Below are 23,339 nucleotides of genomic sequence, written 5' to 3' on the forward strand. Positions count from 1 at the left end.
CCATGAATAAACAAGCCGTCCATCGATTGATTATCGACAAGCTTCGGATCGATCTCGACATCGCCGAGCGTGCCGCGCAAACCGCCTACGAAACTGCGACCCACGAAGAAAACATCGCCGAAAACAAGTACGACACCTTGGGCCTGGAGGCGTCGTATCTGGCGGCCGGACAAGCCAAACGTGTGGAAGAGATCAGGCAGTCACTCACACTTTGCCACAACCTGACCTTGCGTCCTTATGACGAAGAACGCGGGATCGAAGTGGGTGCCCTGCTCGGCCTGGAAGACGAAAAGGGTCGTGAGCAGTGGCTGTTTCTGGCGCCTGACGCGGCGGGTCTGAAAGTCGATATGGTCGGGCAGATGATCACCGTCATCACCCCTCGTTCACCGCTGGGCAAAAGCCTGCTGGGCAAGTTCGAAGGGGACGAGGTGGAGATTCTGGTGGCGGGCGCTCGGCAACAGTTTGCTGTCACCGAGGTCATCTGAAAGGGATCAGTGGACCGGCAGTTCGACTCCGTCGAACAGCTCTTCCAGTTCCTGCTTGTTGTGGCACTGAATGGCCTTGGCCATGACTTCGCGGGTCAGGTGCGGCGCGAACTTCTCGATGAAGTCGCACATGAAACCACGCAGGAAGGTGCCACGACGGAAACCGATTTTGGTGATGCTGGATTCGAACAAGTCGCTGGCATCGAGCATGACCAGGTCGCTGTCGAGTTTGGCATCGACTGCCATTTTCGCCACGATGCCCACGCCCAGGCCCAGACGAACATAAGTCTTGATCACGTCGGCGTCGGCGGCGGTGAACACCACTTTCGGCGTCAGGCCGCGATGGCTGAAGGCTTCGTCGAGTTTCGAACGGCCTGTAAAACCGAACACGTAAGTCACGATCGGGTATTCGGCCAGGGCTTCCAGGGTCAGCTTCGACAGCTTGGTCAGCGGGTGGCCCTGAGGCACGACCACGCAGCGGTTCCAGCGGTAGCACGGCATCATCACCAAGTCACCGAACAGTTCCAGGGCTTCGGTGGCAATGGCGAAATCCACAGTGCCGTCAGCGGCCATTTCGGCGATTTGCATCGGCGAACCCTGGTGCATGTGCAGGGCAACGTCCGGGTACTGCTTGATGAAATTGCTGATCACCGGCGGCAAGGCATAACGTGCCTGAGTGTGCGTGGTGGCGATCGACAGGGTGCCTTTCTTCTCGTTGGAGAATTCCTGGGCGATCTGCTTGATGCTTTCAACCTTGCGCAGGATCTCGCCGGCGGTGGTGATGATGCGCTCGCCGGCTGGAGTGACGCGGGTCAAGTGCTTGCCGCTGCGGGCAAAAACCTCGACGCCCAATTCGTCTTCCAGCAGACGGATCTGCTTGCTGATGCCCGGTTGAGAGGTGTAAAGGCTTTGGGCTGTAGCGGAAACGTTGAGGTCGTGGTGCGCCACTTCCCAGATGTAGCGCAATTGTTGAAGCTTCATATGAATCCCTCAAAGCAAGGTAGACGCCACGGGCATCAGCGACGGTATATAACTATATTAATGGTTCGAAGAATAAATCTAGAACTTTTTTGTCAAATTGCCACTATTCTTGCCCTAACGATCCCCTTGGCGACGACGTTCCACCAGCGGCACCAGGTAAACCGGCACCCGAGACAGTTGCAACACCCGCGCAGCGGTGCGCCCCAAGGGTGTTTCCGCACCTGCGCCATGGCTATGACTACCTACGATCAACAAATCCACGGAGAGTTTCTGCGCCTGGTCAAGAATCACCTGCGACGGGTCACCCTGCAGCACCCGCACCGCTTTGATCCGCTCCAGATCCTGCTCCCCTTCATCCCCCAACTCTTCACGAAAGCTGTCGAGCACCCGCTGCTCGATATTGGCGATCACCGTGCTCAGACCCTGACTGTGAAACTCGTTCAAGGCCTGCTCATCGAGGTAACTCTGCAGCACTGATTCGGCAAACAACCCCATGGGCTCAACGGCGTGCACGACATACAAGTCGGCATTGAATGTCCGCGCCAGCGCCAAGGCATGCTGCATCACCAACGGTGCATACAGCCCGAGGTCCGTGGCATACAGCATCGAATGAATCATATGACCTCCTCGAGTACCAACATGGCGGAGATTTGATTCAGCTTAGCAGTGCCTTGGCGAGTACGACGTTCGGCGTAACGCGTTGAACGGCGGGCTTAAACTTTTTGCTCGTTGCTTATGCCATGGGGCACGTGGCCGGTGGCGACCACTTCGCGAGCCAGTTCACAGTGGCCGGCCTGATCGTCGAAAAACACGTCGGCGGCGAACGCTTCGAGAAACGCCGATTTGGTCAGGCCGCCGAGAAACAGCGACTCGTCCAGACGAATATCCCACTCGCGCAAGGTGCGGATCACCCGCTCATGGGCTGGCGCCGACCGCGCCGTCACCAGGGCGGTGCGGATCGGACAGGCGTCATCGGGAAACTCGCGTTGCAACAGATTGAGGGCGGCGAGGAAGCCTTTGAACGGACCTCCGCGCAAAGGCTCGCGGGCCGATTCGCGCTCGCTGGCCTGAAATGCTTCCAGGCCACCGGATTGATAGATCCGCTCAGACTCGTCGGAAAACAGCACGGCATCTCCGTCGAAGGCGATGCGCAGTTCATCGCTGGCCGCACGGCTGGCACCACCCGACAAAATGGTCGCCGCAGCGAACCCGGCGTCCAGCGCGCTGCGCACGTCTTCGGCATGGGTGGAGAGAAACAGGTCGCAGCCAAAGGCCTTGAGGTACGGATAAGGACTGCGCCCGCCAACGAACGCCGCGCGGGAAATCGCCAGGCCATAATGATCAATCGAGTTGAATACCCGCAGGCCGGTGTCGGCGCTGTTGCGCGACACCAGGATCACCTCGACCCGGGCCCGACCGAGGCTGGCGTTCAGATTGAGCAGTTTTTCTACCAACGGAAACGCATCACCGGGCGCGAGTATTTCGTCTTCGTGCTCAATCTGATATTGCCGGTAGGCCTCGACGCCGCTCGACAGATAGACCTTGTGACTTTCGCTCAGGTCGAACAGCGCCCGCGACGAGATCGCCAGCACCAGTTTGTCGTCGATAGTCTTTGCCATGCCCTTCCCCCTCAGGTTGATTGGCTCACGTGTTGCGCCGATCGATAAAACTCAAGCTGCGATACAAGGATTCGATACGCGGCAATTCGCACCCCGCCGCCTTGGCCACCGCCAGAGGACGCGCGTAAATTGCCTGCAGTTCCAGCGGTCGTTGGTGCAGAAAATCGTGGTACATACTCGGCCAATAGTCGGGCATTTTCTCGGTCACCTTGAACAAATACTCGGCATAGCCGGCCGCTATGTCGTGACCGCAGGCGATGGCTCCCTGAACCACTTCGGCCATCAGCGCCTGGATCAGTTCCCGGCTGTCGGCATCGGCCATCAACGGCGTGGTGCTGGCCCCAAGCAGAACCGACAGGCCGTTGTAAGGGATATTCCAGACCAGTTTTTGCCAGCGTGCCTGGTGCAGATTCGGCATGGCCTGAGAGTCGATGCCGGCCGCGCGGAACAGTCCGGCGCCCTCCTCGACAATCGTCATTCGCGCCTGCTCATCGGCTGCGGGACCGCTGTGGTAGCCGACGTTTACCGCGCCGAGTGCTTGATGGGTTATGACACCAGGCCCTTCGCGATGGACGCAGATAAAACACAGTCCGCCGAGCAGGTGCAGGGAATCGGGAAGTAACTCACGCAAGCTGTCTTCGACGTCCAGGCCATTTTGCAACAGCAGGACCTTGGCATTCGGTGCAGCGGCCTGGATGATGGCGGGCGCGAGGTCCGCGTTGCTGGTGGTTTTGGCGCCGACCAGCAACCAGTCACAGGCGGGCATGTCCTCAGCGCACGAATAGGCCTGGACCGGGTTCAGCGTCAACGCGCCATGCACCGCACTGTCGACTTGCAGCCCGCGTTCGGCGACCGCTGCGAACTCACTGCGTAACAAGAAGTGCACATCGAACCCGGCACGCGCCAGCATCACCCCGTAGAACCCGCCGATCGCGCCGGTTCCGATAATACCGATGGTCGGTTTGGCAACTGCCCCCATCATGGCAACTCCTCTGGATGTCGACTGAGCGCCTGGCACACGGCTTCATTGAGCCCGGTGCTGGTCAGGCGCGACTGTACTGCCCCGAAAAACTCGCCGTCGCGCACCACAAACAGCGCCGGCAAATGAAAAACCTGATAACGCTCGACCAGCCCGCCATTGTCCCCGGCATCGATCCAGCACAGCCGGTTGATCGCCAGATCGAGTCCCGGCAGTTGCTCGCGGGCAAAACGGCAACTGGCGCAGCCGACACTGGTGAAAATCACCAGCGATACACCGCTCATCGCCAGCAGCCGTTGGTCGGCGTCGAAATCGGTCAGTTCCAATTCGACCACTATACTGGGGGAAACAATGTCAAATGGCCGACACATGGAGTTTGTGTTCATGGGACGTTTTTTACCTCACCCTGACGATGTGCCCGTCGAGTTAACGTTGCTCAAGCATGAGTGCATTTCGCGGCAACGGCTGCACACTATCAGCCTCGGCGGCATGGCTTGCAATTACCACCGCGCCTGGCGCCACGGTACGGCGCTGGAAGTGCGCATGCCAACCTTGAATCCCGATTTGCGCTATCTGGGCTATGTGGCCTGGTGCCTGCGACGCAAGCGCGGTTACCTGGTGGGCATTGCCTTCGTCGACGAACAAATGCTGTTCAGTGCGCGAATGGGCGAGCAGGTTTGCCAGATCGAACGTTATTGCCGCCTGCGTGACGCACACGAAGACCTGCAAGATATTCAGGCCTTGGCCCTCGACTGGGTCCAACAGCATGCCGACGAGTTCTCTCACGACACGGTTAGCAAGGCATTTGCACAGCCTGCGCTGGGTTAGGCGACGTTCTCAATTAGTGAGAAAGCCCCCAAAACCGGTGTCTGCCCATTGTCGAGCAGGCGCTTAACGCGCTAAGGTTCGGCTCCCCGACGCGCTTAATTTGCTGTGCTCCGCCGCGCGGGTTCGCTGGCGGCCGGCACCCGTGACCTGACGAGTAAACGATGGCTGATTTACCGATCAACGACCTAAACGTCGCCTCCAACGAGACCCTGATCACTCCCGATCAGCTCAAGCGTGATATTCCTCTGAGCGACGCTGCCCTGCGCACCGTCACCAAGGGCCGCGAAGTCATTCGCAACATTCTTGATGGCACCGACCACCGCCTGTTCGTCGTGATCGGGCCTTGCTCGATCCACGACATCAAGGCGGCCCACGAATATGCCGAGCGCCTGAAAGTGCTCGCTGCAGAAGTGTCCGATACCCTGTATCTGGTCATGCGCGTGTATTTCGAGAAGCCACGCACCACCGTCGGCTGGAAAGGCTTGATCAACGACCCGTACCTGGACGACTCGTTCAAGATTCAGGACGGTCTGCACATCGGTCGTCAGTTGCTGCTGGACCTGGCCGAAATGGGCCTGCCGACCGCTACCGAAGCCCTCGACCCGATCTCCCCGCAATACTTGCAGGACCTGATCAGTTGGTCGGCCATCGGCGCTCGCACCACCGAATCCCAGACTCACCGTGAAATGGCTTCCGGCCTGTCTTCGGCTGTCGGCTTCAAGAATGGCACCGATGGCGGCCTGACCGTGGCGATCAACGCCCTGCAGTCCGTTTCCAGCCCGCACCGCTTCCTCGGCATCAACCAGGAAGGTGGCGTGTCGATCGTCACCACCAAGGGCAACGCCTACGGTCACGTGGTCCTGCGCGGTGGCAACGGCAAGCCGAACTATGATTCGGTCAGCGTCGCGCTCTGCGAGCAAGCGCTGAACAAGGCGAAGATCAAGCCGAACATCATGGTCGATTGCAGCCACGCCAACTCCAACAAGGACCCCGCCCTGCAACCGCTGGTGATGGAGAACGTCGCCAACCAGATCCTCGAAGGCAACCAGTCGATCATCGGCCTGATGGTCGAAAGTCACCTGAACTGGGGTTGCCAGGCCATCCCGAAAGACCTCGCCGACCTGCAATACGGCGTGTCGATCACCGATGCCTGCATCGATTGGTCCGCTACCGAAAACACCTTGCGCAGCATGCACGCCAAGCTCAAGGATGTGCTGCCTAAACGCGCTCGCAACTGATCACGTTTCGCCGCACACAAAAACGCCGGGCTAAACCCGGCGTTTTTTTGTGTTCGTATTTTGAGGTTACTGGCTCAGCTTGGCGGCATGCCGCTGGTGGCGCTCCATGTAGCGCTCGACGTATGAGCACGATGGAATGACGGTGTAACCCATTTCTTCAGCGTACTGCAGCGCCTGTTCGGTCAATGCGGCCGCGATGCCGCGACCCCGCAATGCGTTGGGCACGAAGGTGCGATAGATATCCAGGGTCTGTTTCCCCAGATCCATATAGGTCAGGTAGGCACGATGACCGTCCACACTGGTCTCGAACTGATGACCAGCCTGGTCATGGTGGATGGACAACGCCTCGCTCATCACTACTCCTCGCGGGTCTTGAATTCTGACCCCTACCTTACCGATGTTTGTCCGGCGAAGGAACATCTACGCCACCCCGTGCCTGAATGGACGCCGAGAAGAGCTGCACCGATCTCGCGCAACCGAGCACGTATCAAATAGTAGGCACCATTGGCAGAAATGCTCAAGGTACGCTCGTCATCGCGCTCAGTGGCGGGTGCTGCTCCGGGTGACGCAGGGACAGCTCGACCGGAGATATCCGCGGGTCGATAGCCTGAACATTGCCGGATGTTGAGACTTAAGACGAACGCGCGCTCTTAAAGTCACCATCAAGATGGATAAAGATTATGAGAGCCACGGCGCAAAATCCGAACAAAAGTATGGACGAATCCATATAGACAGACTTTAGCCAAGAATGAGAAAAACAGCGCTGAGTGCACGGAACTTTTTTTCGGCGGCTCGCTCATTTCGGGCCTCCCAGCTGGATATTTTTTAAACAATGCAGTTAAAAGTTGCTCGAAAAAGAATCAACGCCTACAATTTTTTTTGCTTCTTGCTACACGTCAGTTTACTTACTAGAAGTAATGGGTAGTATGTACGCCGGCTATTTCCTCACTCTGAGGAGACAGCTACTTAATAGAAAGTCCTTGAAGGGGAACACGATGAACAACGTTCTGAAATTCTCTGCTCTGGCTCTGGCCGCAGTTCTGGCTACCGGTTGCAGCAGCGTATCGAAAGAAACCGAAGCACGTCTGACTGCTACTGAAGACGCAGCAGCTCGCTCCCAGGCTCGTGCAGACGAAGCTTACCGTAAAGCTGATGAAGCTCTGGCTGCTGCTCAAAAAGCACAACAGACTGCTGACGAAGCTAACGAGCGTGCTCTGCGCATGCTGGAAAAAGCTAGCCGCAAGTAATAGTCCTTCGGGATTGTTATCAAGCCGACCCATTTATGGGTCGGCTTTTTTTTGCCCGGTGTTTCCTTTCGGCAATAAAAAACCCGCCGAGGCAACCTGCTTCGGCGGGTTCTTTTCAGGCTTTACTGCAGCGGGTCGATCGGTGCACTCGTCACCATCGGCGCGGAAGTGTTCGGCACTCCGATTTCCACCGGCAGGCCATCTTCAGCGGCCACCACGTCGCGGACCACATCCCAGTTCATGCGCAGGTTATTGGTGATGTCCTCACGCTTGAGCATCGCGTTGATCACCGCCGTGTGTTTGTCGACCACAGAAGGGTTGCCCTTGTCGTCCAGCGGCGTGTGCGCTTCCAGATACACCTTGCCACCGCTGACACCGAACTTGTACGGATCGCTGAGGATGCGTACCGACGTACCGACCGGCACCATGCCCGCCATTTCCAGCACGTTGTTGTTGAACATGCGGAAGCAGCCGTGGCTGGTGCGCATGCCGATGCCGAACTTCTTGTTCGAACCGTGGATCAGGTAGCCCGGCGTACCAAGGGTGAACTTGAACGGCCCCAGCGGGTTATCCGGGCCTGCCGGCACGACGTTCGGCAGCGGATCGCCGTCAGCGGCGTGCTCGGCCTTGATCGACGCTGGAGGGGTCCAGGTCGGGTTCGGCGTCTTGGCGATGATGCTGGTGTGGGCAATCGGCGAGCCCCAGCCTTCACGGCCGATGCCCAGCGGGAAGGTGTACACCACGTTCCGGCCTTTCGGGTAGTAGTAGAGGCGGTATTCAGCCAGGTTGATGACGATGCCTTCACGCGGGCCCGGCGGCAGGATGAAGCGCGTCGGCAGGACGATCTCGGTGCCGGCGCCCGGCAACCATGGATCGACGCCAGGGTTGGCTGCAACCATCTCCGAATAGCCCAGATCGTAGGTGGTACCAAGGTCGGCGAAGGTGTCTTCGTACTTGGCCTTGATCACTTGCACCTGGCCGACGATGTCTTCACCGGGCGGTGGCAGGGGCAGCTCCAAAGCGGCTACGGGGCCCGCCACACAAAGGGCGGCGAGAGACAGGCAGCGGGTGACGGCAGGAAAACGCGGCAACATCCGGAAAATCCTTCGCATGATCGACAAGGGTATAAAAACGCGATTGTACACCGGCATCTGGAAAATCGGGGAGTTGACCGATAGCAAGCAATCTATCGGCTTCTAAAGCTCGAAACGCAGTTCCGGCCAGATCGGCGAGGTGCCGCGTTTCTGCGATTCGAGGATGGCCCGGCACAGCGAGCACAGGCGCTGGTCCTGGAACACCCGACGGTCGACACTCGACCAGCGCGGTTGCGCGGGCAGCAGACTGCCGCACAAGGTTCGATCGGCCGAGCCGCCCAGCTCCAGCTGACGGGTCACCAGATGCACCCGCACTTCCTGGCAGGCGAACAGATCCAGCTGTTCGTCAGGCTCGATCAGTTGGTAGGCAAAAAGGGACCAGGCAGGACGCGGCATCGGGGGCTCCAAATCGGGGGCGCCACCTTAGCCGAAACACCGCCACTAGAAAAGCGTCAAAGCAGCGGTTTCAGTGTCGGCCAGACATTTTCCAGCAACTTGTCCTGAGCGCCCGCAGCCGGGTGCAATCCGTCGGCTTGCATCAAGTCCGGATGACCGCCCACGCCGTCGAGAAAAAACGGCACCAGCGGGATTTTTTTCTCTTCGGCCAGCGCGCTGTAGACCTTCGCAAAAGCCTCGGTATAACGAACGCCGTAGTTGGGTGGCAGCTGCATGCCGAGCAAAAGCACCTTGGCGCCACTGTCCCTGGAGCTGTCGATCATAGACGCAAGGTTTTGTTGCAAATTAGCTGGGGGCATTCCGCGCAGCCCGTCGTTACCGCCCAACTCGAGGATCACCAGCTCAGGCTTATGCTCTGCAAGCAGCGCAGGCAGGCGCGCCTGGCCTCCGGCACTGGTGTCGCCGCTGATGGAGGCATTGACCACCTTATCGTCGAAACCTTCGCGCTTGAGCCGCTGCTCAAGCAGCGACACCCACCCCAAACGGGTATCCAGGCCGAAACCGGCGCTGATACTATCGCCAACGATCAGGACAGTACCCGCCGCTGCGTTCTGGGCCATGCACATCAAGGCCAGGCCAGCACTCAAAAACCACACACGCATCGGATTCTCCATGGGCGCAAGCATTCTCACCGCGAAGAACCTCAGCAAAGTGGTTCCCAGCGCGGAAGGTGAACTGACTATCCTGCACGAACTCAGCCTGGAACTGAACAAGGGCGACAGCCTGGCCATCGTTGGCGCCTCCGGTTCCGGCAAATCCACCCTCCTGGGCCTGCTCGCCGGCCTCGACCTGCCGAGCAGCGGTGAAGTCACCCTCGCCGGCCAGGGCCTGAGCAGTCTCGACGAAGACCAGCGCGCGCGCATTCGGGCCGAGCATGTGGGTTTTGTGCTTCAGTCGTTTCAACTGCTGGATAGCCTCAACGCGCTGGAAAACGTCATGCTGCCGCTGGAGCTCGACGGCCGCAAAGATGCCCGCGAACTTGCTACTCAATTGCTCCAGCGGGTGGGCCTGGGCCAGCGCCTGACCCATTCGCCACGCCAGCTCTCTGGTGGCGAACAGCAGCGCGTAGCGATTGCCCGCGCGTTTGCCGCCGAACCCGATGTGCTGTTTGCGGACGAACCCACCGGCAACCTCGACAGCCATACCGGCGAGCGCATCAGCGACCTGTTGTTCGAACTCAACCAGGAACGCGGCACGACCCTGGTGCTGGTGACCCACGACGAACGCCTGGCACATCGCTGCCGGCGCCTGATCCGCCTTGAAGCCGGCCTCCTGGTCGCCCCTCTGGAGCCTTGATGGCACGCCTGCCGCTATTGCGCCTGTTCAGCCTTGCCATCCGCCAACTCCTGCGCGACGCCCGCGCCGGTGAGTTGCGCGTGTTGTTCTTCGCCCTGGTGGTTGCCGTGGCGGCGAGTACCGCCATCGGTTACTTCGGTGCCCGCCTGAATGGCGCCATGATGTTGCGCGCTACCGAATTTCTCGGCGCCGACCTGCTGCTTGAAGGCAGCTCGCCCGCGCGTCCGGAACAGATCAAAAGTGGCACGGAACTGGGACTCGAACACGCTCAAGTGGTGGAGTTCTCCAGTGTGATCGCCACCGACAACGGCATTCAGCTGTCCAGCATCAAGGCCGCCGACGACATTTATCCACTGCGGGGCGAACTGAAAAGCGCCCCGGCGCCCTTCGCCCCGGAAGAACCCGGTGGCGGACCGAAACCCGGCGAGGCATGGGTCGAAGCGCGACTGCTGACCGCGCTCGATCTGAAGATCGGCGACAGCATCGATGTCGGCCTGCGCACCCTGAAACTGGCGCGGGTCCTGACCTACGAACCGGACCGTGCCGGCAATTTCTACAGCCTCACGCCGCGGGTGCTGATCAACCTAAGCGACCTCGCCGCAACCGGCGTGGTGCAACCCGGCAGCCGGGTCAGTTACCGGGAGCTCTGGCGCGGCAAAGCCGAAGCGCTGGAAACCTATCGTCAACTGGTCAAACCCGGCCTGGCCGCCAACCAGCGCATCCAGGATGCCCGTGACGGCAATCGACAGATTGGCGGCGCCCTGGGCAAGGCCGAGCGTTACCTGAACATGGCCAGCCTGGTCGCCGTTCTGCTGTCCGGCGTGGCCGTGGCGCTGTCGGCAACACGCTTCGCCACTCGCCGATTCGACGCCAGTGCGTTGCTACGTTGCCTGGGTCTGTCGCGTCGGGAAACCATGGTGCTGTTCAGTTTGCAGCTGACGGTACTTGGCCTGCTCGCCAGCCTCAGTGGCGCCCTCCTCGGCTGGCTCGCACAACTTGGATTGTTCGCGTTGCTGCATGATTTGTTGCCGACCGACGTTCCACCGGGCGGTCTGTTTCCAGCCATTGCCGGGATCGGCACCGGGCTGGTGGCCTTGGCCGGTTTTGCCCTGCCACCCCTGGCTGCACTCGGTCGAGTGCCGCCGCTGCGGGTGCTGCGTCGAGACATGCTGCCGATTCCTTCCAGCACGTGGATGGTCTATGGCGCCGCCCTGGGTGCCCTTGGCCTAATCATGTGGCGTCTGAGCCTTGATTTGGTGCTGACCTTCGCCCTGCTCGGCGGAGGCGTGATCGCGGCTGTGATACTCGGCGGCCTGCTGTTGCTGCTGCTCAAAAGCCTGCGTCGGATGCTGGCGCGCGCCTCGTTGCCCTGGCGCCTCGGGCTGGGCCAATTGCTGCGCCATCCTCTGGCGGCAGCGGGACAAGCCCTGGCCTTCGGTCTGATCCTGTTGTCCATGGCGTTGATCGCGTTGTTGCGCGGCGAGTTGCTGGACACCTGGCAGAACCAGTTGCCGAAAAACGCGCCGAACTATTTCGCCCTGAACATCCTGCCCGCCGACAAACAGGCCTTCACTGATCGACTGATCGAACTGTCAGCCCAATCGGCGCCGCTGTACCCGGTGGTGCCGGGACGACTGATCAGCATAAACGGCGAGCCGGTGCAGGAAATCGTCAGCAAGGATTCGGCGGGTGACCGGGCTATCCAGCGCGACCTGAGCCTGACCTGGGCTGCAGACCTGCCGGCGGGCAACAAACTCACGGCGGGCAACTGGTGGAACGAACAGCCAGCCGATGACATCCCCGGCGTGTCGGTGGAAGGCAAGGTTGCCGAAAGCCTGAAGCTCAAGCTGGGCGATCACATGGTCTTTACCGTCGGCGGGGTCAATCGCGAAGCGAAGGTCACCAGCTTGCGGGAGATCAACTGGGACAACTTCCAGCCGAACTTCTTCATGATCTTCCAGCCAGGCACATTGAAGGATTTGCCCGCGACCTACCTGACCAGTTTCTATCTGGCGGCGGGTCACGATCAGCAGATTGTCGACCTGTCCCGGGCCTTCCCGGCGGTGACCATTCTGCAAGTCGAAGCCTTGCTGGAGCAGCTGCGCAGCATCCTCGCCCAGGTCACTCTGGCCGTGGAATACGTGCTGCTGTTTGTATTGGCGGCGGGGATGGCGGTGTTGTTCTCGGGCTTGCAGGCGACCCTCGATGAGCGCATTCGCCAAGGCGCGCTGCTTCGTGCACTGGGGGCCGAACGGCAGCTGCTGGTCAAGGCGCGGCGGATCGAGTTCGGTTTGCTCGGTGCGGTCAGTGGGTTGTTGGCGGCGTTGGGTTCGGAACTGGTGAGCCTGGTGCTTTACCGCTACGCCTTCGACCTGCCGTGGCATCCGCATCCGTGGCTGTTGGTGTTGCCGTTGATTGGCGCGGTGCTGATCGGCGGCGCCGGCGTGTTCGGCACCCGTCGCGCGTTGAACGCCAGCCCCCTGACAGTGTTGCGCGAGGGTTGATAGACTCAAGGCCTTTCCCTGACAAGAAGTTGCCATGAGCCGTTATCGCCCTCCCCGCACCGCTGGCACCGCGCTGATCACCCCCGAAGGTGAAGCGCGGATGCGGGCCGAGTTCCATGAGCTCTGGCATGTCCGTCGGCCTCAGGTGACGCAATCGGTCAGCGAGGCGGCGGCACAGGGCGATCGCTCGGAAAACGCCGAGTACACCTACGGCAAAAAGATGCTGCGCGAAATCGACAGTCGCGTGCGCTTTCTCACCAAGCGTCTCGAAGCACTGAAGGTTGTCAGCGAGAAGCCCAGCGACCCGAATAAGGTCTACTTCGGCGCCTGGGTCACCATCGAAGATGAAGACGGCAAAGAGTCACGCTACCGCATTGTCGGGCCGGATGAACTGGACTTGAAACTGGGCCTGATCAGCATCGATTCGCCGCTCGCTCGTGCGCTCATTGGCAAGGCGCTGGACGCCGAGGTTCGGGTCCAGACACCGACCGGTGAGCAGTGCGTGTATATCGTGGCGATCGAGTATCTCTAAAGCCTCAGCGGCGCGTGATCAAACCTTGCCGGGCAACCCGGGTCAGCTGCCTGATCACCTCTGGCGCCTCTTCGACACTGGGCGATTGAATCACCGCCAGATCAAAACTGTCGCTGGCAAATCGCGCCAGTGATTCACCGTCTTCGACAAACTGGATGAGGAACGCTGCGGGGCCGCCGGTACGACGTGGCCAGCCATCGAGATAACGCAGGAGCGTCGGCTGATGTTTCCCGCCAAGCAGGATTTTTGGATTGCGCTGGGTGAGGTGTGCCGTGATCGGCGCGGGGCGTACAACGGGGCTTAGTGCATTCATGGGGTCGTGTCTCTGCCTCAAAAGTCTGCATGGCAGGTGAGAGGCAACACCGAACCAGCGCTTTAGCGGTATTTCGAAGCCTGTTTCAAGCTTCTATCGGCAACTGGATGAGTCACCTGGCGCCCCGCAAGTAGCTGTTTAAATCGGCGCATGAGCAGCATCCTAGAGAAGCTGACCGGACAGTGTCAAGAATGACGCACAACAAAAAAGGCCCGCGCAATGCGGGCCTTTTCCTTGAGCCAGAGCGGTCAGTCAGCGATCGCGCGGTCTACCGACAGTTTGCCGGCACCCTCGATCAGTACAGCGATGCTGCCGCCGAGCAGGGCCAGGGCGAATTCATAACCGTTGTTGGACATGAACAGGCCGTGGCTGAAGTGCACGGTGAAAATGGCGACCAGCGAAAGAAAGGTCAGCCCCAGTGCTGCCGGGCGTACCAGCAGACCGATGATCAGGGCCAGACCGCCGAAGAACTCGGTACCACCGGACAGGATCGCCATCAGGTGACCCGGTGCCAGACCCAGGCTTTCCATATACTGCGCGGTGCCGGCAATGCCGTAACCACCGAACATGCCGAAGAGTTTCTGCGCGCCGTGAGCGGCAAAGATGATACCGACGAAGATCCGCAGAACGGTCAAGCCGTAGCCAGCGCGGGTAAACAGTACCTTGTTGATCAGTGTGCTCATGCTGTGTCATCCATTGTGATTGAGTGTTGGTTGGCCGCTATACTAATCGATAAACCAAATGTTAAAAGCGCGATTTTTGCGACATAAAAATCAGTTTAGTCGATCATTTCCGTGAGGCAACTTTCTGCCCCTGGGGCTCCAACGATTCCCTCTCACGATCGAACGCCAGGTAATACTTGTTCACGCTATTAACATAGCTGACGGCACCCATTCCCACTTGCTCCATGGCAATGCGCTCGACCTGGAAGAACCACTGATTGGGATTCAGGCCTCGGCGCCTGGCTTCGGCGCGCATGCCCTGCACCCGTTCCGGCCCCATGTTATAGGCCGCCAGCACAAACGCCATGCGCTCGCGCTCGTTGAGTTTGGGACTTGCGAAGAACTTGCGTCGGATCATCGCCAGGTACTTGGCCCCGGCCTGCACATTGGCGTCGAGGTTCTGGATGTTGTTGACCCCGACGCGCTGGGCGGCCGACGGAGTAATCTGCATCAGGCCAGTGGGGCCGCTGCCGCTGCGGGCGTTGGGTTGCAGCGCGGACTCCTTGAAGGCCAGCGCTGCCAGGTTCAGCCAGTCCATGCCCTGGGCATCCGCGTGCTTTTGCAGCACCGGGCGAAGTTTTTCCAGACGCTGGCGATCAGCCTTGGCCAATGGATAGTGCACTTGATACAGACGTCGATAAATGCGCAGGAACGCCGCATCCTGGTCCGACGGTTTCTTGTAGGTGGTCAGGAAGCGATCGATGCTCGCGCGCAGCATCGAGGCGTCGCGGCGCACGAACCAGAACTCTTCGCCCGGGTCGCTGATCGACACCTGCTTATCGAAGCGTAATTTGGGCAGGATCTTGCCCCAGCGCTCGGCAATCGGTTGCTCGACGATGGTCAGGTGAAAGATCCCGCCCTGGACCATTTCCAGAACGTCCTCGACCGCCAGACTGGGGTCGACCCATTCGATTTTCACCGGTGCCAGCTTGTGCAGTGCAAGCTTTGAATTGATCTGACTGACCGCATCCCCGGCCGCGCTGCCGGTGGGCAGCGCCAGGGTTTTACCCGAGAGTTGTTCGACGCGGGTGTAACGGCGTTCCCCCTTGATGCCCACCAGCACCAATGGGATGTTGCTGGCAATCGGTTCGCTGCTGCTGACCGCATGACCCGGTTGCAAATCGAGCAGTTCCCCCGGCGCCACCAGGTCGCCCTCTCCGCGCTGCAAGGCACCGAGCAGTTGGTCCTTGCTTTTGGGAATGATCTTGAGGGTGACTTCCTGACCGTCACGGGCGTGACCGTTGAGGTATTGCTCGAAGGCGCGTAGGCGGTGGTATTCGACGCCGATGGCCTGTCCCTGGACTTCGCCGGAACTGTTGCGGCTCTGGTTGACCAGCACCCGCAATACACGACTGCTGCGAATTTCCGCCAGGTCACGGACCTTGGCCGCCGGCACGGCTTGCAGCGGGCCGGCCAGACGCGCGACCGCCGGCATCGGCAGCAGCAACGAACAGCACAGCAGTAGCAACATCGAGGGACGTGTCATCCACTCTCCGGAAAGAATACTGGGCCGACCTCATGAGTTTTCATGAAATCGAACGACAGAAACAGAGCGCCTTGAGCGCTGACAAAGTGCGAAAGACTGGCACAGTGATGGCACTTTGGCCACCCCAGCGTGTCTCGCGGCATCAAGAGACAGCTTTAACTCGTTGTAGTTCTTGGCTTTTCTTATAAATCTACAGCTCTGATATGCTTTCCGGCCTTTGGTCCGAGGTAGCACCATGCAACTCATCGATATCGGCGTCAACCTGACCAACCCCAGTTTTGGTGATAAACACCAGGCCGTACTTGATCGCGCGTATGCCGCGGGGGTCTGCCAATTGGTGCTGACCGGCACCAGTGTCGAAGGCAGCGAGCAGGCGCTGGAGCTGTGCCAGGAGCTGGACGAAACGGCCCAGCGGCTGTTCGCCACCGCAGGCATTCACCCTCACTCGGCCAGCGACTGGAACGCCGACAGCGACCAGCGTCTGCGCAGTTTGCTCAAGGAACCCAACGTGGTGGCCGTGGGTGAATGCGGGCTGGATTTCAATCGCGATTTCTCGCCGCGCCCCCAGCAGGAAAAAGTCCTCGAAGAGCACCTGGCGATGGCGGTCGAACTGCAATTGCCGGTGTTCCTCCATGAGCGCGATGCCAGTCAGCGGCTGCTGGAAATCCTTCGTGATTACCGTGACCAGCTGCCAGCAGCGGTGGTGCATTGCTTCACCGGGGAAAAAAAGGCGCTGTTCAGCTACCTCGATCTGGATTTGCACATCGGCATCACCGGTTGGATCTGCGACGAGCGCCGGGGCACGCATTTGCATCCGTTGGTGAAAGAGATCAAGCGCGGGCGTTTGATGCTGGAGAGCGATGCGCCGTATCTGTTGCCACGCAGCTTGCGACCCAAGCCGAAGAACGGTCGCAATGAACCGGCGTACTTGACGGAAGTGTTGCGGGAGGTGGCGTTGCATCGGGGGGAAACGGAAGAGGATCTGGCGGCCCACACAACCGCCTGTGCCCGCGCGTTCTACGGCCTGCCCTCAATCCCCCAGTAACCACAAATCCCCTTGTGGGAGTGAGCCTGCTCGCGATTGCGGTCTGAAAGTCACCTCAATGTTGAATTTTCCACCGCTATCGCGAGCAGGCTCGCTCCCACAATTGATCCAAATCAAGTTCAGAATCGCTGCATAGCGGCACAATGCTGGCACCTTGCCAATGCTGTTTCCGCTATCAGAGAAGACCTCCATGGGTGCCTGGCTTAGCAACATCTCGCTGAAATACAAATTCTGGGCGGTCAATGCGGTCGCCTTCTTCACCACGCTCTTGCTGGTGTTGTACGCCGTGCAGCTCGAACAACAGGCCCGCAGCCACGCCTCTCAAGTGTCGGCTCAGGCTCAGGCGCGCTTGCTCAATGCCTGGCCTGCCGGACAACCGCTGCCCAAGACCGATAACCTGCTGACCTTCAGTCGCGGGCAGGCGCCGTTGCTCAACGAGCAGCCGGTGCTGGAACTGGCCGATGCCCATGGCTGGGTCGAAATCAACGTCATGCCGCTGTTCGGCGACAACCCGCTGATGGGTGCCGAGGTGTTCTCCCGCCCCGATGGTCAGCAGGTCGCGGTGGTCGCCCATGGCCCGAGCCTGAGCCAGGTGTTCGGCGAACGCTTCGCCCACTACGCAGTGGCGGTGTTCATTCTGATGCTGGCGATGCTTGGCGCTTCGCAGTTGTTGATCCGGTTCTTGCTGAGCCAACTCAACACCTTGAAAGATGTGATGCTCCACGTCGAGAAAACCGGCGACCTGTCAGCCCGTGTGCCACTGGCCTGCAAGGACGAGGTCGGGCAGATGGCCAATGCCTTCAACGCGATGCAGGCCGGTTATCAGCGAGTGGTTAACACCGTCGCCAGCACCGCCCGGCAACTGGATGTCGGCGCGGCACGACTGGCTTCGAGCATGAACGAGGTGCGTCACGGCATGCTCGGCCAGCAAAGCGAAACCGATCAGGCTGCCACGGCGATCAACGAAATGACCGCCACTGTCTATCACATCGCCCAGCACGCCGGCGCAACCCGCGACCTCTCGCAAACTGCTGACACCTTGGCTGGCAGCGGGCAGGAAGTGGTCAGTCGGGTGCAGAAATCCATCGCCGGGTTGTCCGGCGGCGTGCAGCAGACGGCCGAGATGATCCAGCGCCTGGCCGAGGACAGTCAGAAAATCAACGGCGTGGTCGGTGTGATTCACAGCATTGCCGAGCAGACCAATCTGCTGGCCCTGAATGCTGCGATTGAAGCGGCCCGGGCCGGCGAAATGGGCCGCGGCTTTGCGGTGGTCGCCGATGAAGTGCGCAACCTGGCCAAGCGCGTGCAAACCTCGACCGACGAAATCACGATCATGGTCTCCGCGTTGCAGGCCGGGACTCGGGACGCGGTGGACTTCATGCAGGAAAGCTCATTCAAGGCCGACGATTGCGTGCAACAGGCCCAAGAGGCTGGCGTCGCGCTGGCACAAATCACCAGCGCGGTGGCGCAGATGCGCGAAAGCAATACGCAGATTGCGGTGGCGGCCGAGCAGCAGAGCCAGGTCGCGGAAGAAATGAACCGGGCGGTGGTGAGTATTCGGGATGTGACCGAGAACACGGTGCAGCAAACGGTGGATTCGGCGACTACCAGCAACGAGCTGGCGGCGTTGGCCGGGGAATTGAACAAGGCGATCGGGCAGCTCAAGCTTTGAAGGCCCCTTCGCGGGCAAGCCTCGCACCTACAGGGATTGCGCGCTCTTGATGTTGTAGGAGCGAGGCTTGCCCGCGAAGGCGTCAGACCCGCCAACATCAATATCACGCATGACCGCTATCACTCCGATAGCCAACCTCGATTCGCCGCCCGCAATGGCCACACCTATTCTTCAATCATGTGTTCAACATGGATCGAGGATTAGCATCATGGGCAAACGTCACCCCAACCTACCCGCCTGGCAATGGCGCGCCTACCCGGGCAATCACCAGCACCCGACCAATCTGGTATTGCACCTGATTGCCGTGCCGCTCTTCATCGTGGCGTTTTTGCTGATCGTTTCCGGGGTGTTCGGCCTGAACTTCGTGAACTTCGCCATCGGTGTCATTGGCGTGATCGCCGCGTTGGGCTTGCAGCGCCACGGCCACAGCCTGGAGGCGCAAGCCTCCGAGCCGTTCAGTGATCGTAAAGATGCGCTGTCGCGCTTGCTGGTCGAGCAGTTCCTGACCTTCCCACGGTTTTTCCTCAGCGGCGGCTGGTGGCGCGCCTGGCGTGAGCGCCACCGTCGTCACTGATCAGGCGAAAATCGTCACCGTCTGCCGGCTCATGGCGATCAACTGACCGTCCGCGCTCCACAGTTTCGCGGCCGCGTGACCGTAACCGTCAGCGCCATGCTCGATTTCCACCAGGTATTTGCACCAGTCCAGCGTGCTCAACTCGAGCAACGGCTGGACGAATTCGATGGTCCAGGTCAGCGTACTGCCCATCGCGGGTTTGCTCAGGTGCGGCAACAGAGCCGGTGGCCAGGCGTCCACCAGTGCCAGAATGTGCGACTCGCCGAGCGCCTCTTCCTTCACATCCCCACGCAAACGCACCCAGCCACCCATTTCGCGGGATTTGTTGCCGGTGAACGGCAGACCGCCGACACTCCAGCGCATCGCCAGATGCTGCATGAATGCCGGGAGTACGCCTTTGATATACGGCAGTTCCTGGCAATCGTCCCAGTGCTTCATTTCAGGTGCCGGCTCGGCCGCGACCGCCACTTCGGAAGGTCGCGATGCACCGAAGCTGCCCTGGATCAGCGTCACCACTTGCCCCTTCTGCATCGCCCGGCCAAGCACCTGGCTGACGGCTTTGCCTTCGCGCAACACATCGACCTCAAAACTGACCGGCACCTCGGGTTCGACCGGTCCGACAAAGGTGATCGCCAGCGAACGCACCGGCCGATCCGCCGGGACTTTTGCGCGCATGGCTTCGTATTGCAATGCGGCCACCAGGCCACCGAAACTGGCACGCCCCTGAGCCCATTCGGCCGGGATAGACAACGCCAGCGGCTGGCTGCGGACGGCGTCGAGCAGATCGGAAAAGCGCATGGAAACCTCGGAGAGCGAAAAAGGATGGAGGGATCTTAACCAGCCCGCGGAGGCGGCACAGCGCTTATTCCGGCCAAAAGCACTGACAGATGAGCCGCACTGGGCTCAGTGCTCAGCACAAAACCACTGTGGGAGCGAGTTTGCTCGCGATAGCGGTCTGTCAGCCAGCCCTGATGCCGACTGATACACCGCTTTCGCGAGCAGGTTCGCTCCCACATTTGATCGGGGTGGTTTCAGGATCTGAAGCAGGCGTCGCTGAGTTTGTCGAGGACACGGTCGGCGCGGCCTTCGGCCTTGGCCATGGTGGTTTTCCAGACGGCGACACAAGGCTGCAGATCGGGTTCCTGTTCAGCCTTGGCCAGCCATTGAAAACAGTCATGCCAGTCGCCCAGGGCACTTTGCGCCGACATTAAGCGTGGCATCGCCGCGTCGGGCAAACGATCAAGTTCGGGGTAGGCGTCGATGCCATAGCGCACGCGCTTGATCAACAGGCGCAAGCGATGACGATCGTGGGCAGGATCGTGCAGGGCCTGATCGAGTTTCTTCCATTGTTGGGCGAGGCGTTTTTCGATGCGTTTGCGCAGCCCCTTGAGCAAGCCCTGACGCTGGGAGGCGCGGAGAAAACGCGGAAAGGCGTCGAGGATCATCAGTAACTGCATGACCTCGGGGCTCGTCGCCACCGCCGGATAAGCCTTGGCCATCTGCGCCATGCGTCGTTGCGCTGCTTCGGGTTGATCGTGCTTGAGCAAGTAAGCCGCCAGCACTTCGCGATCACGCAACGGCGTGGTCAGCTCGCCCACTCGGGACGCCGCCACTTCTAGCTGCTCGACGCCGGGCAGCCCGCGCAACGGTCGCAACAGACTGCGCAAACGGCGAACCGTGGTGCGCAGGTCGTGCAACGCTTCCGAGTCGGTGCGCGCACTCAGGCGCGCCTGGCAAGCCAGCAGACGAACTTCCAGACCCAGTACTTGAGCCACCAACCGATCAACCAAGGCAGACATCGTTTGCTCCCTGAATCGAATTTCCCCTGTTCCCTACATCATGCCTCAACGGCCGGCACGTGACTCACGAATATAGAAGCGTGCCTTCTCGGCCTTCTTGGTGCAGCCCTCGAAGCCTTCGAACTGCTGCTGAGTCTTGGCCGCCGTCAACAGCGACAAGGCCTTGGAATAGCTGACGGTGCCGGCGAAACCCTCTGCCTTGGCCAGGTCCAGTTCATGCCACGCGGCGTCAAGCCCGCTACCGCAGCTGTCACGATAAGCGGTTTTACCGGCACAACCGGCGAGTGCCAGGGCAATCAATGGCACACAGATCCAGGCTTTCATCACTCACACCTCAACATTAGGTAAACAGTCGTGCTGGTAAGACGGTCTGGCACGTGAAAAGTGCCTTGGCCCCGCCACGCAAACTTCAAGCGTGCGTGAGAATACCCATGCGCCGCCATGGAGTGTCGAAAAAACGACGCTCTGGGCCCGACGAGCGACCTTAGCGATTGAAGCGCGCCCCGTGATGGGTGCATTGTTGAACCTTGTCAGACGAGGGCCGTTCATGAAAAAGCGTGTCGCACTGGTGCTGGGCTCAGGCGGGGCCCGGGGCTATGCCCATATCGGTGTCATTGAAGAAATCGAACGACGCGGCTACGACATCGCCTGCATTGCGGGATGCTCGATGGGCGCCGTGGTCGGCGGGATCTACGCCGCCGGCAAACTTGACGATTATCGCGACTGGATCGAAAGCCTGGACTACCTCGACGTCTTGCGCCTGGTGGACGTCAGTTTTCGCCTGGGCGCGATTCGCGGGGAGAAAGTGTTCGGGCAGATCCGCAAGATTGTCGGCGAGATCAACATCGAAGACCTGCGCATCCCTTACACCGCAGTGGCCACCGACCTGACCAACCAGCAGGAAATCTGGTTCCAGGAAGGTTGCCTGCACCAGGCCATGCGAGCCTCGGCAGCGATTCCGAGCCTGTTCACACCCGTGATGCAGGGCAATCGCATGCTGGTGGACGGCGGCATTCTCAACCCTTTACCGATCGTGCCCGTGGTGTCGAGCCATTGCGACCTGATTATTGCGGTCAACCTCAACTCCACCAACCAGCGCCACTATCAACTGCCGGTGATTCAGCGTCCGCCCGCGTTCAAGACCCGGTTCGACAGCCTGATCAACTCCCTGGGTTCAAAAATGCCGTTCCGCCGCAAACAGGCAGAACAATTGCTGCTGCTGGAAAAGGAAGCGTTGATGGCCGAAGCGGCCGACATTAACCCCTGGATCGAGTCCGCCGAACCCGAAGCCCAGCAACCGGCGGCCGCCCCCGAACGCGAAGGCGCACCGAAGTCGGCCACTGGATCTTTCATCATCGACAACGTGGGGCCGGCGTCCTTGCTGGACCTGATCAACCAGAGTTTTGAAGTGATGCAGACGTCGTTGGCGCAGTACAAGATCGCCGGGTATCCGCCGGATATCTTGATCAACGTGCCGAAACGGGTGTGCCGGTTTTTCGAGTTTTACAAGGCGCCGGAGTTGATCGCGCTCGGGCGGGAGATTGCGCGGGATACGTTGGATCGGTATGAGAATGAGCGGGATTCCTGACGTTTTCGGGTGAATATCCGGCCTCTTCGCGGGCAAGCTTCGCTCCTACAGGACTTGAGTCGTTCGCGAGCGTTGTGAACGACTCAAATCCTGTAGGAGCGAGGCTTGCCCGCGAAGACAATAGACCGGACACCAAAAAGCTAAAGACTACCCTCACTCAACAACCGATACCCAACCCCTGCCTCGGTAACGATAAAGCGCGGCTGAGTCGGATCATCCGCCAGCTTCTGGCGCAAGTGCCCCACCACAATCCGCAAATAATGGCTGTCTTCGGTATGGGTCGGCCCCCAGATATCTTTCAGCAGTTGCTGTTGGGTGATCACCCGCCCGGGGTGCCGGGCCAGTTGCGCCAACACCGCATACTCTTTGCGGGTCAGGGCGACCTCGGTGCTATCGAGCAGCACCCGGCGATAGGCCAGGTCAACGGTCAACGGGCCGAACGTCAGCGCCGCTTGCTGAGCCTCACCAACGGGCGCCTGGCGCAACAAGGCGCGCACCCGGGCCAGGAACTCCTGAATACCGAACGGCTTGGTCACGTAATCGTTGGCACCGCCATCGAGTGCTTCCACCTTCTGCCCTTCGCCGGCACGCACCGAGAGCACCAGCACCGGCACTGTCGACCATTCGCGAAACTCGCGCAGCACTTGCTGGCCATCCATGTCCGGTAAACCGAGGTCGAGCACCAGCAGGTCAGGTTTGTTCAGCGCCGCTTGCGCCAGGCCTTCGGTGCCAGTGCCAGCTTCCAGTACTTTGTAGCCTTGGGAGGCGAGGCTGATGCGCAGAAATTTGCGGATCTGCGGTTCGTCGTCGATGACCAAAATGGTCGCGGTCTGGCTCATGAATTCACATCAAAAAAAAGAAGTAGCAAGAGAGTAGCGCAA

At 60.2% G+C, this 23,339-nt stretch carries 27 protein-coding genes; 11 read left to right on the forward strand and 16 right to left on the reverse strand.

The window, feature by feature from the left end:
* The first annotated feature begins 2 nt into the window (after positions 1 to 2).
* Positions 3 to 485, forward strand: a complete 483-nt coding sequence (locus ACA075_RS21330) for a GreA/GreB family elongation factor (RefSeq protein WP_497295182.1) — start codon at positions 3 to 5, stop codon at positions 483 to 485.
* Between the two features lie 6 nt (positions 486 to 491).
* On the opposite strand, the gene cysB is transcribed toward ACA075_RS21330, so the two are convergent.
* From cysB to ACA075_RS21355, 5 genes are all read right to left on the reverse strand, one after another.
* Positions 492 to 1,466 carry an HTH-type transcriptional regulator CysB gene (gene cysB, locus ACA075_RS21335; protein WP_008148549.1) on the reverse strand — a complete coding sequence of 325 codons (975 nt, stop codon included), beginning with the start codon at positions 1,464 to 1,466 and terminating at the stop codon, positions 492 to 494.
* Between the two features lie 114 nt (positions 1,467 to 1,580).
* On the reverse strand, positions 1,581 to 2,084 hold the full coding sequence (locus ACA075_RS21340) for a universal stress protein (protein ID WP_094468374.1): 504 nt from the start codon (positions 2,082 to 2,084) through the stop codon (positions 1,581 to 1,583).
* Between the two features lie 95 nt (positions 2,085 to 2,179).
* On the reverse strand, positions 2,180 to 3,085 hold the full coding sequence (locus tag ACA075_RS21345; protein ID WP_497295183.1) for a 5'-nucleotidase: 906 nt from the start codon (positions 3,083 to 3,085) through the stop codon (positions 2,180 to 2,182).
* A 25-nt stretch (positions 3,086 to 3,110) separates the two neighbouring features.
* On the reverse strand, positions 3,111 to 4,067 hold the full coding sequence (locus tag ACA075_RS21350; protein ID WP_497295185.1) for a putative 2-dehydropantoate 2-reductase: 957 nt from the start codon (positions 4,065 to 4,067) through the stop codon (positions 3,111 to 3,113).
* On the reverse strand, positions 4,064 to 4,450 hold the full coding sequence (locus ACA075_RS21355; protein ID WP_497295187.1) for a thioredoxin family protein: 387 nt from the start codon (positions 4,448 to 4,450) through the stop codon (positions 4,064 to 4,066). Before ACA075_RS21355 ends, ACA075_RS21350 begins: the two co-directional genes overlap by 4 nt.
* Between ACA075_RS21355 and ACA075_RS21360 the strand changes: the two genes are divergently transcribed.
* Positions 4,449 to 4,892, forward strand: a complete 444-nt coding sequence (locus ACA075_RS21360; protein WP_094468378.1) for a PilZ domain-containing protein — start codon at positions 4,449 to 4,451, stop codon at positions 4,890 to 4,892. The genes ACA075_RS21355 and ACA075_RS21360 overlap by 2 nt on opposite strands.
* A gap of 161 nt (positions 4,893 to 5,053) precedes the next feature.
* Positions 5,054 to 6,130 (forward strand): 3-deoxy-7-phosphoheptulonate synthase, encoded by a 1,077-nt coding sequence (locus ACA075_RS21365; RefSeq protein WP_497295189.1) that lies wholly within the window; start codon positions 5,054 to 5,056, stop codon positions 6,128 to 6,130.
* A gap of 66 nt (positions 6,131 to 6,196) precedes the next feature.
* Here ACA075_RS21365 and ACA075_RS21370 read toward each other — a convergent pair whose 3' ends face one another.
* A complete protein-coding gene (locus ACA075_RS21370) occupies positions 6,197 to 6,484 on the reverse strand; it encodes a GNAT family N-acetyltransferase (RefSeq protein WP_109633645.1) in 288 nt (95 codons plus the stop codon).
* Positions 6,485 to 7,125: 641 nt separating this feature from the next.
* Here ACA075_RS21370 and oprI point away from each other — a divergent pair.
* Positions 7,126 to 7,377, forward strand: a complete 252-nt coding sequence (gene oprI / locus ACA075_RS21375; RefSeq protein ID WP_003172710.1) for an outer membrane lipoprotei OprI — start codon at positions 7,126 to 7,128, stop codon at positions 7,375 to 7,377.
* 122 nt (positions 7,378 to 7,499) lie between these two features.
* Here oprI and ACA075_RS21380 read toward each other — a convergent pair whose 3' ends face one another.
* The 3 genes from ACA075_RS21380 to ACA075_RS21390 form a co-directional block, all read right to left on the reverse strand.
* A complete protein-coding gene (locus ACA075_RS21380; protein WP_219095320.1) occupies positions 7,500 to 8,471 on the reverse strand; it encodes a L,D-transpeptidase family protein in 972 nt (323 codons plus the stop codon).
* A 102-nt stretch (positions 8,472 to 8,573) separates the two neighbouring features.
* On the reverse strand, positions 8,574 to 8,867 hold the full coding sequence (locus tag ACA075_RS21385; protein WP_003226812.1) for a hypothetical protein: 294 nt from the start codon (positions 8,865 to 8,867) through the stop codon (positions 8,574 to 8,576).
* Positions 8,868 to 8,923: 56 nt separating this feature from the next.
* Positions 8,924 to 9,529 (reverse strand): arylesterase, encoded by a 606-nt coding sequence (locus tag ACA075_RS21390; protein ID WP_219095325.1) that lies wholly within the window; start codon positions 9,527 to 9,529, stop codon positions 8,924 to 8,926.
* Between the two features lie 10 nt (positions 9,530 to 9,539).
* On the opposite strand from ACA075_RS21390, the gene ACA075_RS21395 reads away from it, so the two are divergent.
* The 3 genes from ACA075_RS21395 to greB are packed head-to-tail and all read left to right on the forward strand — an operon-like array spanning position 9,540 to position 13,259.
* On the forward strand, positions 9,540 to 10,223 hold the full coding sequence (locus ACA075_RS21395) for an ABC transporter ATP-binding protein (protein WP_497295192.1): 684 nt from the start codon (positions 9,540 to 9,542) through the stop codon (positions 10,221 to 10,223).
* On the forward strand, positions 10,223 to 12,727 hold the full coding sequence (locus tag ACA075_RS21400; protein ID WP_497295194.1) for an ABC transporter permease: 2,505 nt from the start codon (positions 10,223 to 10,225) through the stop codon (positions 12,725 to 12,727). The genes ACA075_RS21395 and ACA075_RS21400 overlap by 1 nt, the downstream gene beginning before the upstream one ends.
* 34 nt (positions 12,728 to 12,761) lie before the next feature.
* Positions 12,762 to 13,259, forward strand: coding sequence for a transcription elongation factor GreB (greB, locus tag ACA075_RS21405; protein WP_033057207.1), 498 nt, complete (start codon positions 12,762 to 12,764; stop codon positions 13,257 to 13,259).
* Positions 13,260 to 13,263: 4 nt separating this feature from the next.
* Here greB and ACA075_RS21410 read toward each other — a convergent pair whose 3' ends face one another.
* The 3 genes from ACA075_RS21410 to ACA075_RS21420 form a co-directional block, all read right to left on the reverse strand.
* Positions 13,264 to 13,572, reverse strand: coding sequence for a hypothetical protein (locus tag ACA075_RS21410; RefSeq protein WP_010461613.1), 309 nt, complete (start codon positions 13,570 to 13,572; stop codon positions 13,264 to 13,266).
* A gap of 248 nt (positions 13,573 to 13,820) precedes the next feature.
* On the reverse strand, positions 13,821 to 14,255 hold the full coding sequence (locus ACA075_RS21415) for a DoxX family protein (RefSeq protein ID WP_497295197.1): 435 nt from the start codon (positions 14,253 to 14,255) through the stop codon (positions 13,821 to 13,823).
* Positions 14,256 to 14,358: 103 nt separating this feature from the next.
* Positions 14,359 to 15,780 carry an MltF family protein gene (locus ACA075_RS21420; protein ID WP_497295199.1) on the reverse strand — a complete coding sequence of 474 codons (1,422 nt, stop codon included), beginning with the start codon at positions 15,778 to 15,780 and terminating at the stop codon, positions 14,359 to 14,361.
* 235 nt (positions 15,781 to 16,015) lie between these two features.
* Between ACA075_RS21420 and ACA075_RS21425 the strand changes: the two genes are divergently transcribed.
* The 3 genes from ACA075_RS21425 to ACA075_RS21435 all read left to right on the forward strand — a co-directional run bounded on the left by ACA075_RS21425 (position 16,016) and on the right by ACA075_RS21435 (position 19,071).
* Positions 16,016 to 16,825, forward strand: a complete 810-nt coding sequence (locus ACA075_RS21425; RefSeq protein WP_497295201.1) for a TatD family hydrolase — start codon at positions 16,016 to 16,018, stop codon at positions 16,823 to 16,825.
* A gap of 190 nt (positions 16,826 to 17,015) precedes the next feature.
* Positions 17,016 to 18,497, forward strand: coding sequence for a methyl-accepting chemotaxis protein (locus tag ACA075_RS21430; protein ID WP_497295202.1), 1,482 nt, complete (start codon positions 17,016 to 17,018; stop codon positions 18,495 to 18,497).
* Between the two features lie 208 nt (positions 18,498 to 18,705).
* On the forward strand, positions 18,706 to 19,071 hold the full coding sequence (locus ACA075_RS21435; protein WP_497295204.1) for a terminase: 366 nt from the start codon (positions 18,706 to 18,708) through the stop codon (positions 19,069 to 19,071).
* Here the strand turns inward: ACA075_RS21435 and ACA075_RS21440 are convergent, their stop codons facing one another.
* The 3 genes from ACA075_RS21440 to ACA075_RS21450 all read right to left on the reverse strand — a co-directional run bounded on the left by ACA075_RS21440 (position 19,072) and on the right by ACA075_RS21450 (position 21,194).
* A complete protein-coding gene (locus ACA075_RS21440; RefSeq protein ID WP_497295205.1) occupies positions 19,072 to 19,869 on the reverse strand; it encodes an acyl-CoA thioesterase in 798 nt (265 codons plus the stop codon).
* A gap of 233 nt (positions 19,870 to 20,102) precedes the next feature.
* Positions 20,103 to 20,870 (reverse strand): CHAD domain-containing protein, encoded by a 768-nt coding sequence (locus ACA075_RS21445; protein ID WP_497295207.1) that lies wholly within the window; start codon positions 20,868 to 20,870, stop codon positions 20,103 to 20,105.
* Between the two features lie 45 nt (positions 20,871 to 20,915).
* Positions 20,916 to 21,194, reverse strand: coding sequence for a hypothetical protein (locus ACA075_RS21450; RefSeq protein WP_010461623.1), 279 nt, complete (start codon positions 21,192 to 21,194; stop codon positions 20,916 to 20,918).
* A gap of 223 nt (positions 21,195 to 21,417) precedes the next feature.
* Between ACA075_RS21450 and ACA075_RS21455 the strand changes: the two genes are divergently transcribed.
* On the forward strand, positions 21,418 to 22,458 hold the full coding sequence (locus tag ACA075_RS21455) for a patatin-like phospholipase family protein (RefSeq protein ID WP_219095331.1): 1,041 nt from the start codon (positions 21,418 to 21,420) through the stop codon (positions 22,456 to 22,458).
* A 140-nt stretch (positions 22,459 to 22,598) separates the two neighbouring features.
* On the opposite strand, the gene ACA075_RS21460 is transcribed toward ACA075_RS21455, so the two are convergent.
* Positions 22,599 to 23,297, reverse strand: coding sequence for a response regulator (locus tag ACA075_RS21460; protein ID WP_497295209.1), 699 nt, complete (start codon positions 23,295 to 23,297; stop codon positions 22,599 to 22,601).
* Positions 23,298 to 23,339 lie beyond the last annotated feature (42 nt).

This window comes from Pseudomonas sp. LBUM1663 (assembly GCF_059695905.1).